The organism is Pseudomonas sp. C 49-2, assembly GCF_003970195.1.
In the GTDB taxonomy this organism is placed as follows: domain Bacteria; phylum Pseudomonadota; class Gammaproteobacteria; order Pseudomonadales; family Pseudomonadaceae; genus Aquipseudomonas; species Aquipseudomonas canadensis.
Window position 1 is genome coordinate 66,576 of sequence record NZ_RXYG01000020.1, and the last position, 10,468, is coordinate 77,043.

Below are 10,468 nucleotides of genomic sequence, written 5' to 3' on the forward strand. Positions count from 1 at the left end.
GGCTCACAGGCAGTTGTATGTGAGCACCATAACCCTGGTAGGAGCTGGCTTGCCAGCGATCGCATCGACTCGGTGTGTCTGAAAGACCGAGGTGTCTGCATCGCTGGCAAGCCAGCTCCTACAGGGGGGTGTTGGTCAGTCTGTTTTGTGGCGTTTACGCACCAACTTCATCACCACCACAAAGAACACCGGCACAAACACCACCGCCAGCGTTGCCGTGATCATGCCGCCAATCACCCCCGTGCCAATCGCTTGCTGGCTGGCGGAACTGGCGCCCGTGGCAATCGCCAACGGCACCACGCCGAGGATGAACGCCAAGGACGTCATGATGATCGGCCGCAGGCGCAACCGCGCGGCTTTCAAGGTGGCGGTGACCAGGTCTTCACCCTGGTCATACAGGTCCTTGGCGAACTCGATGATCAGGATCGCATTCTTCGCCGACAGGCCGATGATGGTGATCAGGCCGACCTTGAAGAACACATCGTTGGGCATGCCACGTAAGCCCACCGCGAGGACCGCGCCGAGTACACCGAGCGGCACCACCAGCAACACCGAGGTGGGGATCGACCAGCTTTCATACAGCGCCGCCAGGCACAGGAACACGATCAGCAGCGACAAGCCCAGCAGCAACGGCGCCTGGGAGCCGGACAGGCGTTCCTGTAACGACAAACCGGTCCATTCCTGGCCCAAACCTGCCGGCAACTGGCTGACCAGGCGCTGGATCTCCTCCATCGCCTCACCAGTGCTGTGTCCCGGTGCCGCTTCGCCGGAAATCGCGATGGCCGGGTAGCCGTTATAGCGCGTCAGCTGGGTCGGGCCCTGGGTCCATTTGGCTTCGACAAAGGACGACAGGGGCACCATCTTGCCGGCATTGTTACGCACGTTGATTTTCATCAAGTCCGCCACCTGGCTGCGTTGGTCGCCTTCGGCCTGCACCACCACCCGCTGCATGCGGCCCTGGTTGGGGAAGTCGTTGATATAGGCCGAACCGATGGCCGAGGACAGCACGTTACCCACGTCCGCAAAGGACACGCCCAGTGCGTTGGCCTGCTTGCGGTCCACTTCCAGCTGTACTTGCGGCGCTTCGGCCAGGGCGCTTTCGCGCACGTTGGCCAGGATCGGGCTTTTCTCGGCGGCGGCCAGCAATTCGGTACGCGCCGCCATCAGTGCGGCATGGCCGACGCCACCCCGGTCTTGCAGGCGGAACTCGAAGCCGCTGGACGTGCCCAGGCCGTCCACCGGCGGCGGCAGGATCGCGTAGGCAACCGCGTCCTTGAGCTCGCTGAAGGCCATGTTGGCGCGGTCGGCAATCGACGAGGCCGAATCATCGCTGCTGCGCTGCGACCAATCCTTGAGCGTGGTAAACGCCAGCGCGGCGTTCTGCCCGGAACCGGAGAAACTGAAACCCATGATCATGGTGGTGTCGCCCACCCCAGGTTCCTCGGCGTTGTGCGCTTCGATCTGCTCGGCCACGTGCACCGTGCGGTTCTTGCTCGCACCCGGTGGCAACTGGATGTCGGTGATGGTGTAGCCCTGGTCTTCCACCGGCAGGAACGAGGAGGGCAGGCGGCTGAACATCCAGCCCAGGCCCACCAGCAGCACCAGGTAGATCAACAGGTAACGCCCGCTGCGCTTGAGGGCATACGCCACCCAGCCTTCATAGCGGTCGGTGAGGCTTTCAAAGCGCTGGTTGAACCAGCCAAAGAAACCGCCCTTGGCATGGTGTTCGCCTTTGGCGATCGGCTTGAGCAAGGTGGCGCACAGGGCCGGGGTCAAGGTCAGGGCGAGGAACGCCGAGAACAGGATCGAGGTGGCCATCGACAATGAGAACTGCTGGTAGATAACCCCCACGGAACCGGCCATGAACGCCATCGGCAGGAACACCGCCACCAGCACCAGGGTAATACCGATGATGGCCCCGGTGATCTGGCCCATGGCTTTTTTCGTCGCTTCCTTGGGCGACAGACCCTCGGTGGCCATGATGCGTTCGACGTTCTCCACCACCACAATGGCGTCGTCCACCAGGATGCCGATGGCCAGTACCATGCCGAACATGGTCAGTACGTTGATCGAGAAGCCCAGCAACAGCATGGTGGCAAAGGTGCCCATCAGGGCAATCGGCACCACCAGCGTCGGGATCAAGGTGTAGCGCACGTTCTGCAGGAACAGGAACATCACCGCAAACACCAGTGCCATCGCTTCGAGCAGGGTGTAGACCACCTTGGTGATCGAGACCTTGACGAACGGCGAGGTGTCATACGGGATCTTGTACTCCACGTTGGCCGGGAAGTAGCGCGACAGCTCGTCCATCTTTGCCCGCACCAGGGTGGCGGTGCTCAGCGCATTGGCGCCGGGCGACAATTGCACGCTGACGGCGGTGGACGGCTTGCCGTTCAGGCGGGTGGAGAACTGGTATTCCTGGCTGCCGACTTCCACCCGCGCCACATCGCCGATGCGCACGGTCGAGCCGTCGGGGTTGGCCTTGAGCACGATGTCGGCAAATTCGGCTGGCGTTGAAAGCTGGCCCTTGACCAGGATCGCCGCCGTGATTTCCTGGGTGTTGGTGCCCGGCAAATCGCCGATGCTGCCGGCCGAAACCTGGGCGTTCTGCGCGCTGATCGCGGCGTTCACGTCGGCCGGCGTCAGGTTGAAGCCGATCAATTTCTGCGGGTCGATCCAGATGCGCATGGCGCGCTCGGCACCATACAGCTGGGCCTTGCCCACACCGTCGAGGCGCTTGAGTTCGTTCATCACGTTGCGCGCCAGGTAATCACTCAGCGCCACGTCATCGAGCTTGCCGTCGTTGGAGGTGAGGGTCACCAGCAGCAGGAAACCGGCGGAGACTTTCTCCACCTGCAAGCCTTGCTGGGTCACCGCTTGCGGCAGGCGCGGCTCGACCGCTTTGAGGCGGTTCTGCACGTCCACCTGGGCCATTTCCGGGTTGGTGCCCGGCTGGAAGGTGGCGGTGATGGTGGCCGAACCGAGGCTGCTCTGGGACTCGAAATACAACAGGTGATCGGCGCCGTTGAGCTCCTGCTCGATCAGGCTCACCACGCTTTCATCCAGGGTCTGCGCCGACGCACCGGGATACACCGCATAGATCTCGACTTTCGGCGGCGCCACGTTGGGGTACTGCGCCACCGGCAGTTGCGGGATTGCCAGCAGACCGGCCAGCAGGATAAACAGGGCGACCACCCAGGCGAAGATCGGGCGGTCAATAAAGAACTGCGGCATGGCGGGTTATTCCTTTACGAGCGGGCTGTCGTCCACTTCAACTTTTTCACCGGGGCGCGCGTGTTGCAGGCCTTCGACGACGATACGGTCGCCGGGCTTGAGGCCACTGCTGACGATCCAGCGGTCATTGATCACCGCACCCAGCTCCACCGGCTGCTGGCTCACGGTCTGCTCGGCGTCCAGCAGCAACACCATCGGGATACCGGCGCTGTCACGAGTGATGGCGCGTTGCGGCACGCTGAGGCCTTGTTTGTCGACGGCCTGTTCGAGGCGCACCCGCACAAAACTGCCGGGCAGCAAGTCGAGGTCAGGGTTGGGGAACTCGCTGCGCAGGATGATCTGCCCGGTGCCGGGGTCGACGCTGATCTCGGCGAACAGCAACTTGCCCGGCAGCGGGTAGAGGCTGCCGTCGTCTTCGATCAGCGTGGCCTTGGCCTGGTCCTGGCCGACCTGCTTCAAGCTGCCGGCACGGAAGGCGCGGCGCAGGTCGTTCAGCTCGCGGGTGGACTGGGTCAAGTCGGCGTGGATCGGGTCCAGTTGCTGGATAAGCGCCAGCGGCGTGGCCTCGTTCTGGCCAACCAGTGCGCCCTCGGTCACCAGCGCACGGCCGATACGCCCGGAAATCGGCGCCGTCACGGTGGCGTAGCCCAGGTTCAAACGGGCGCGTTCGACAGCGGCCTTGTTGGCGGCGACTTCGGCGTTGGTCTGGCGCACGGCGGCGCGGGCGTTGTCGTAGTCCTGGCCGCTGATGGCATTGCCTTCCACCAATTGGCTGTAGCGCTGTTCCTGCAGGCGCGCCTTGAAGGCATCGGCCTCGGCCTTGCTCAGGTTGGCCTGGGCGCTGTCGAGGTCGGCCTTGAACGGCGCGGGGTCGATGCGAAACAGCACGTCGCCCTGTTTCACGTCATGGCCTTCCTTGAACACCCGTTGCATCACCACGCCGGCTACCCGTGCACGTACTTCGGCGATGCGCGGCGCGGCAATACGCCCGCTCAATTCGCTGGTAATGGCCAGGGGCTTTGCTTCAAGGGTTTCGACGCGCACTTTGGCCAGGGGCATTTCTGGCGCTTCGGCGGCGGAGTCGCCACATGCGCTCAGGGCCAAGGTGAGGGCCAGCAGGCAAAATGGCGCAAACAGATTCTTCGACATGCTCTTATCCCAATATTGACTGGCGCATCCTAAAGTCACCTGCGCCGTGGTGCTGTGAAGCTGTGTAGCTCGTCTGTGAAGAAATGTAAGGTGCGGCGCGCGGGGCGCCGGGGGCGTATATCCTTGCACAATCCTGCAACACACCAACAAACCGCATTATTTGGAAACACCATGCCCAACATCCTCCTGGTGGAAGACGACGCCGCACTCTCCGAGCTGATTGCCAGCTACCTGGAACGCAATGGCTACCACGTCAGCGTGCTCAGCCGTGGTGACCACGTCCGTGAACGCGCGCGCCTGAACCCGCCGGACCTGGTGATCCTCGACCTGATGCTGCCAGGCCTCGACGGCCTGCAAGTCTGCCGCCTGCTACGCGCCGACTCGGCAGGGCTGCCGATCTTGATGCTCACCGCCCGCGATGACAGCCACGACCAGGTGCTGGGCCTGGAAATGGGCGCCGACGACTACGTGACCAAGCCCTGTGAGCCACGGGTATTGCTGGCGCGGGTGCGTACGTTGTTACGGCGCAGCAGTCTGTCCGAACCCCAGGTGGCCAATGACCAGATCATCATGGGCAACCTGTGCATCGACTTGTCGGAGCGCACGGTGACCTGGCGCGAGCAGCCGGTGGAGTTGTCTAGCGGCGAATATAACCTGTTGGTGGTGCTCGCCCGGCATGCCGGCGAAGTTCTCAGCCGTGACCAGATCCTGCAACGCCTGCGCGGTATCGAGTTCAATGGCACCGACCGCTCGGTGGACGTGGCCATCTCCAAGCTGCGCCGCAAGTTCGACGACAATGCCGGTGAAGCGCGCAAGATCAAGACGGTGTGGGGCAAGGGCTACCTCTTCAGCCGTTCCGAGTGGGAATGCTGAGCCATGTTCAGAGTACTGCTGCGGCTCTACCTGATCACCATCGTCACCTACAGTCTGGCGATCTACCTGATTCCCTCGCTGGTGATCCAGCTGTTCGAACACCGCTACATGAACTACAACATCGAGCAGACCCGCGGCCAGCAGAAGCTGATCGTCAAGCAATACCTGCGGGCGCCGGTAGAGCGCTGGTCACAGGTGACCGAGCAACTGGGGCGCGATTTTGCACCGCTGAAAGTGCAATTACTGCTGCGCCAGGACGCCAGTTACACCCCGGAGGAAGAACAACTGCTGGAGCAGGGCAAGTCGGTCGTGCGCTTGGGGGAGTGGGGCTGGATGACCGAAATCAGCTCGCCGGTCAACGAGCAGTTCGCAGTCAAGCTGACCATACCGCCCGACCCACTCGACATGAACGTGCTGTACTGGGCGATCAATGTGTTGATCGTGGCTGCGTTACTGGCCTGTCTGCTGATGTGGCTGCGCCCCCACTGGCGTGATCTGGAACGCCTGAAAAACACCGCAGCCCAATTAGGCAAGGGCAATCTGAGCGAACGCACACACATTCCCCCAAGCTCCAACATCGGCAGCCTGGCCACGGTGTTCGACACCATGGCCGACGACATCGAACACCTGCTCAATCAGCAACGCGACCTGCTCAATGCGGTCTCTCACGAACTGCGCACGCCGCTGACGCGCCTGGATTTCGGCCTGGCCCTGGCATTGTCCGAAGACTTGCCCGAAGCCAGTCGCGAACGTCTGCAAAGCCTGGTAGCGCATATCCGCGAGCTGGATGAGCTGGTGCTGGAGTTGCTGTCCTACAGCCGCCTGCAGAACCCGGCGCAGTTGCCGGAGCGGGTCGAAGTGGTCCTCGATGAATTCATCGACAGCGTGCTCGGCAGCGTCGATGACGAATTGGAAAACCCCGAGATCGTCATCGACGTGGCGCTCGACTGCGCCGTGGAGCGCTTCAGCCTCGACCCACGCCTCACCGCCCGCGCGTTGCAGAACCTGTTGCGCAATGCCACGCGTTACTGCGACAAGCGTATCCAGGTCGGCGTGAAGGTGTGTGCCAAGGGCTGTGAAATCTGGGTGGACGACGACGGGATCGGCATCCCTGTGGACCAGCGCGAGCGCATCTTCGAACCGTTCTACCGCCTGGACCGCAGCCGCGACCGCGCCACCGGCGGTTTCGGCCTGGGCCTGGCCATCAGCCGGCGCGCCCTGGAAGCCCAGGGCGGCAGCCTGACGGCGTTGGCTTCACCGCTGGGTGGTGCGCGGTTTCGCGTGTGGTTGCCCACCGTCGCCTGATCAGAGCACCTTCACCGCGCGGCCGATTGCCTGAATCGGCCCAGTGGGCTTACCGGTCGGCGACCCACGCGGGTCTTCCAGGGTCAGTTCGAACAGCTGGTTTTGCGTGAGCGGCGGCAGCTTGTCCAGCGGCACCGACAGCGTCTGGCCCGGTTTGACCAGGCCGAGGGACACTGGCCCTTGCCAGCCGTCGCCCTTGGTCCAGAACTGCAGGGCCTTGTCGGACGGCACTTCCATCACGCCCAGCGGGATCAGCTGAATCTGCTGATCATTGCTGGCCTGGATCACCCAGCCCGGTGCCTGGCTTTGCGGCGCGACCAGCACTACCACGAAGCTTGGGTCGGCAGTGGGCGGGCGGGTCAGTAGCAACCCGGCCAGCACCAGCGTGGTCAAAAGCCCCGCACCGGCCAGGCCGCGCCACACGGCCAGCAGGTCCCACCAGTGCGTGCGGGCACTGGCGATGTTACGTTCGATACGCCGCCACAGCTCAGAGGAGGGCGGTACGGGTTCCGCCAAGGCGGTCAGCGGCAACAGGCGTTGCTCCCAGGCGTCCACCGCAGCGCGTAGGTCGGCATCGTGCTTGAGGCGTTGTTCGACGTCGGCGCGTTGTTCGCCGGGCAAGGTGCCCAGCACGTATTCGCTGGCCAGTTCGTCCAGTGGGTCGTTCATGCCATGCACTCCCGCAGCGCGGCGAGGCTACGTTTGATCCAGGCCTTGACGGTCCCCAACGGGGTGTCGAGTTTCTGGGCGATTTCACTGTGGGAATAACCGTCGACATAGGCATGCAGGATGCACGTGCGACGGGCCGGGTCGAGTTGCTCCAGGCAGGTGTGGACCTGTCCCGAGCGCGCACTGAATTCAAAGGTTTCGGTTGCGGCGACTTGCTCGTGTTCGTCGCCCAAAGGCACTTCGCGGTAATGGTTACGCACCACGTTGAGCGCCAGGTGCCGGGTCACGCTGAACACCCAGCCACGGGCCGAGCCGCGACTGGGGTCAAAACTACCGGCGCCTCGCCAGATCTTGATAAACGCATCATGCACGATGTCTTCGGCCAGGGATTTGTCCCTGGCGATGCGCAGCGCCACGCCGAGCAGATGGCTGCTTTCCTGCTCATAGAGCTGGCGCAAGGCGCGTTGATTGCCACGGGCGCAAGCCTGCAGACAGGCTTCGTAATCAAACACGGATGGCTACCCCCCAATGATCGGCATGGGGGGCAGCGTAGACGACTTTACTCAGGTGGCCGCCCAGAAAATGTAATCCGCCTGGTACTTCACCACTTCCTGCTTGCCTTTGTTGGCTGCGGTGCACTCGCTGCTCGGCGCCACGCCGCCCTTGAGGGCCACGCGCTGGATGTAACTCACGCCGCTCATCGCGCCTTTGCCTTCGGCGGGGTTGGCCTTGACCAGTTGATACGGCAGGTTGCCCGCACCGGATGGCGCCACGGCCAACTGGGTGCCGGTGATTTTCGAACCGTCCTTGGCCTGCCAGGTGGCCGGCGGGCCGAAGTAAGTGCCGACTTGCTTGCCGCTGCGGTCATTCAACACGGCCTTGGGCCCGACGAAGGTCCACTCGGTCTGGCCGACGGCGTTGGCTTTGTCGCGGCATTCGTAGGTGATTTCGCCGACGCCGGTGGTTTCCATCGCCACCTTATGGCCGTCCGGCACCTTGATGCTGTCGGGCAAGCCGGTCTGGGCGAAAGCTGCGGGGGTGGCAGCGAGCAGGGCGGTGAGGCAGAACAGTGCTTTAGCGTTCATGGGTACTTCTCCATTTCAGTCAAACAGCGGGGGTTCTGAAAGGACTACCCAGGGCCTGCGCGATTGGATGCAGCGATTAGAAAATTAAGGTGAGAGGGCGCACACTGTGCCCCCGCTTTACCCGAGGAGAGATTGGCAATGACTGGTGTTCACACGTCTGCTCAACAGGGTTTTTCGACCCAGGCCGTCACCTACGCCCAAGGTCGGCCGGATTATCCAAGACAACTTACGGGCTGGCTCGCCGACACACTGCACCTCGACGCGCTGTCCAGTGTGATCGACCTGGGCGCCGGCACTGGCAAATTCACCCGCTTGCTCAGCACCCTGGCGCCGACCTTGATTGCCGTCGAGCCGGTGGCGGCGATGGGCGCGCAGTTGACCAAGCTGCTGCCCGATGTGCGCCTGGTCAATGGCACGGCTGAATCCATCCCGCTGCCGGCCGCCAGCGCTGACGCGGTGGTGTGTGCCCAGGCGTTCCACTGGTTCTCCACCGAGGCCGCGCTGGCGGAAATCCATCGCGTGCTCAAGCCCGGCGGCCGACTGGGCCTAGTGTGGAATGTGCGGGATGAGTCGGTGGATTGGGTCGCCGCCATCACTGACATCATTACTCCGTACGAGGGTGATACGCCGCGTTTTCATACGGGGCGTTGGCGTGAGGCCTTCACTGGCGAGTATTTTTCCGAGCCTGAAATGACCTGTTTTCCCTACAGTCATGTGGGCAGCCCTCAGGAGGTGATCATGGATCGCTTTCTCTCCGTGAGCTTTATTGCTGCGCTGCCGGAGGCGTCCAAGGCTGTGGTGACCGCGCAACTGCAGGCGCTGATCGACACGCATCCTTCACTGAAGGGGCGCGACACCGTGGCCTTTCCGTATCAAACCCAAGCGTATGTCTGTCATCGACTGAGCTAAAAGGCATAAAGTCAGATCATATTGATATAAGTCGTTATAAGAAAAATCGCTATCCTGCGGCCAGAAATTTATAAGGCCGCAGGTAGCTGGAATGGATGTGGGTAATTTTGGTTTTGTGGTGGCGGGCCTGATCGTTGGTTTTATCGTGGGCATGACCGGTGTGGGTGGTGGGTCGCTGATGACGCCGATCCTGTTGTGGTTCGGTATCAACCCGGCCACCGCCGTGGGCACTGACCTGTTGTATGCCGCCATCACCAAATCCGGTGGCGTGCTGGTGCATAGCAAGAACAAGAATATCGATTGGACCATTACTGGCTGGCTGACCCTGGGCAGCGTGCCTGCGGTGCTGTTGACCTTGTGGTTTCTGGCCAGTTTGCATACTGATCCCAGTGTGATGAATGCGGTGATCAAGCAGGCGCTTGGGGTGGTGTTGTTGCTGACTGCATTGGCGATTCTGTTCAAGAAGAGCCTGTTGGGGTTTGCCCAGCGCCATGCGGGTGACAGCTATCACATGAGCCCGCGGAATTTGAATGTGTTGACGGTGGTGACGGGGGCGATCCTCGGCACCATGGTGGCGCTGACGTCCATTGGTGCGGGTGCGCTGGGGACGGTGGCTTTGTTTATTTTGTATCCGTTTCTGGCGACGCGGCGGTTGGTGGGGACTGAGATTGCGCATGCTGTGCCGTTGACCCTGGTGGCGGGGTTGGGGCATGCCAGCATGGGGAATATGGACTGGCATTTGTTGGGGTTTTTGTTGATGGGGTCGTTGCCGGGGATCTATGTGGGTAGCCATATGACGGGCAAACTGCCTGATGGCGTGTTGCGGCCTTGCTTGGCGGTTATGTTGATGGCCATTGGTTATAAGTTGGCGTTTTGATTTGGGGGCATGTCCGTTATTTGGGGGTATATCCGTTGTTTGGGTGATGGCTGGTATTGGTTCCGCCCTTACGGCGGGTCACTTTTGAAAAGAGCAAAAGTAAGCAAAACGCTCTTGCCCCAACACTCGGCACCTCGCTTAGGCTCGGTGTGCCCTCACTCCGGCTTGAATCCGTGGGCCGCCGCGATGGGCCATCCTTGGCCCAGCGCGGCTAACCCGGCGTCCTGCCGGGTTACCCACGGATTCAAGCCTGCGTTCGGCCAGCGTGTTTGACGGGGCGCCTCAGATCAAGATCAAGATCAAGAGCGACTCGCTTCGCATCGTAGATACGTTGGTGTGTATCCCGTTTTTTTGCATCATCGTTGAC

Annotated in this window: 9 protein-coding genes; 4 read left to right on the plus strand and 5 right to left on the minus strand. The window is 62.2% G+C overall.

What is annotated here, in order from left to right:
• Positions 1-135 precede the first annotated feature (135 nt).
• Together EJ576_RS27120 and EJ576_RS27125 are read right to left on the minus strand one after the other, a co-directional pair.
• Positions 136-3,234: an efflux RND transporter permease subunit gene (locus EJ576_RS27120; protein ID WP_122726181.1), complete on the minus strand. Its 3,099-nt coding sequence runs from the start codon at positions 3,232-3,234 to the stop codon at positions 136-138.
• Between the two features lie 6 nt (positions 3,235-3,240).
• Positions 3,241-4,383, minus strand: coding sequence for an efflux RND transporter periplasmic adaptor subunit (locus EJ576_RS27125; RefSeq protein ID WP_126571550.1), 1,143 nt, complete (start codon positions 4,381-4,383; stop codon positions 3,241-3,243).
• 171 nt (positions 4,384-4,554) lie between these two features.
• Between EJ576_RS27125 and EJ576_RS27130 the strand changes: the two genes are divergently transcribed.
• Positions 4,555-5,256 (plus strand): response regulator transcription factor, encoded by a 702-nt coding sequence (locus tag EJ576_RS27130; RefSeq protein WP_010210801.1) that lies wholly within the window; start codon positions 4,555-4,557, stop codon positions 5,254-5,256.
• A 3-nt stretch (positions 5,257-5,259) separates the two neighbouring features.
• Positions 5,260-6,561 carry an ATP-binding protein gene (locus EJ576_RS27135; protein WP_126571551.1) on the plus strand — a complete coding sequence of 434 codons (1,302 nt, stop codon included), beginning with the start codon at positions 5,260-5,262 and terminating at the stop codon, positions 6,559-6,561.
• Here EJ576_RS27135 and EJ576_RS27140 read toward each other — a convergent pair whose 3' ends face one another.
• From EJ576_RS27140 to EJ576_RS27150, 3 genes are read right to left on the minus strand one after another with little or no spacing between them, the layout of a single operon-like run.
• Positions 6,562-7,230 (minus strand): anti-sigma factor domain-containing protein, encoded by a 669-nt coding sequence (locus EJ576_RS27140; RefSeq protein WP_122726186.1) that lies wholly within the window; start codon positions 7,228-7,230, stop codon positions 6,562-6,564.
• On the minus strand, positions 7,227-7,742 hold the full coding sequence (locus EJ576_RS27145) for a sigma-70 family RNA polymerase sigma factor (protein WP_126571552.1): 516 nt from the start codon (positions 7,740-7,742) through the stop codon (positions 7,227-7,229). The genes EJ576_RS27140 and EJ576_RS27145 overlap by 4 nt, the downstream gene beginning before the upstream one ends.
• A gap of 51 nt (positions 7,743-7,793) precedes the next feature.
• Positions 7,794-8,315: a DUF3455 domain-containing protein gene (locus EJ576_RS27150; RefSeq protein WP_122726190.1), complete on the minus strand. Its 522-nt coding sequence runs from the start codon at positions 8,313-8,315 to the stop codon at positions 7,794-7,796.
• A 138-nt stretch (positions 8,316-8,453) separates the two neighbouring features.
• Here EJ576_RS27150 and EJ576_RS27155 point away from each other — a divergent pair, with 138 nt between their 5' ends.
• Together EJ576_RS27155 and EJ576_RS27160 are read left to right on the plus strand one after the other, a co-directional pair.
• Positions 8,454-9,224 carry a class I SAM-dependent methyltransferase gene (locus tag EJ576_RS27155; RefSeq protein ID WP_122726192.1) on the plus strand — a complete coding sequence of 257 codons (771 nt, stop codon included), beginning with the start codon at positions 8,454-8,456 and terminating at the stop codon, positions 9,222-9,224.
• Positions 9,225-9,315: 91 nt separating this feature from the next.
• The gene (locus EJ576_RS27160) at positions 9,316-10,101 is read left to right on the plus strand and encodes a sulfite exporter TauE/SafE family protein (protein WP_123477146.1); all 786 of its coding nucleotides are present in this window, start codon (positions 9,316-9,318) and stop codon (positions 10,099-10,101) included.
• The last annotated feature ends 367 nt before the right edge of the window (positions 10,102-10,468 follow it).

Excerpts from the sequence above, each read along its gene's own strand:
- EJ576_RS27120 (WP_122726181.1), bottom strand. The coding sequence starts at position 3,234 with ATGCCGCAGTTCTTTATTGACCGCCCGATCTTCGCCTGGGTGGTCGCC.
- EJ576_RS27125 (WP_126571550.1), bottom strand. The coding sequence starts at position 4,383 with ATGTCGAAGAATCTGTTTGCGCCATTTTGCCTGCTGGCCCTCACCTTG.
- EJ576_RS27130 (WP_010210801.1), top strand. The coding sequence starts at position 4,555 with ATGCCCAACATCCTCCTGGTGGAAGACGACGCCGCACTCTCCGAGCTG.
- EJ576_RS27135 (WP_126571551.1), top strand. The coding sequence starts at position 5,260 with ATGTTCAGAGTACTGCTGCGGCTCTACCTGATCACCATCGTCACCTAC.
- EJ576_RS27140 (WP_122726186.1), bottom strand. The coding sequence starts at position 7,230 with ATGAACGACCCACTGGACGAACTGGCCAGCGAATACGTGCTGGGCACC.
- EJ576_RS27150 (WP_122726190.1), bottom strand. The coding sequence starts at position 8,315 with ATGAACGCTAAAGCACTGTTCTGCCTCACCGCCCTGCTCGCTGCCACC.
- EJ576_RS27155 (WP_122726192.1), top strand. The coding sequence starts at position 8,454 with ATGACTGGTGTTCACACGTCTGCTCAACAGGGTTTTTCGACCCAGGCC.
- EJ576_RS27160 (WP_123477146.1), top strand. The coding sequence starts at position 9,316 with ATGGATGTGGGTAATTTTGGTTTTGTGGTGGCGGGCCTGATCGTTGGT.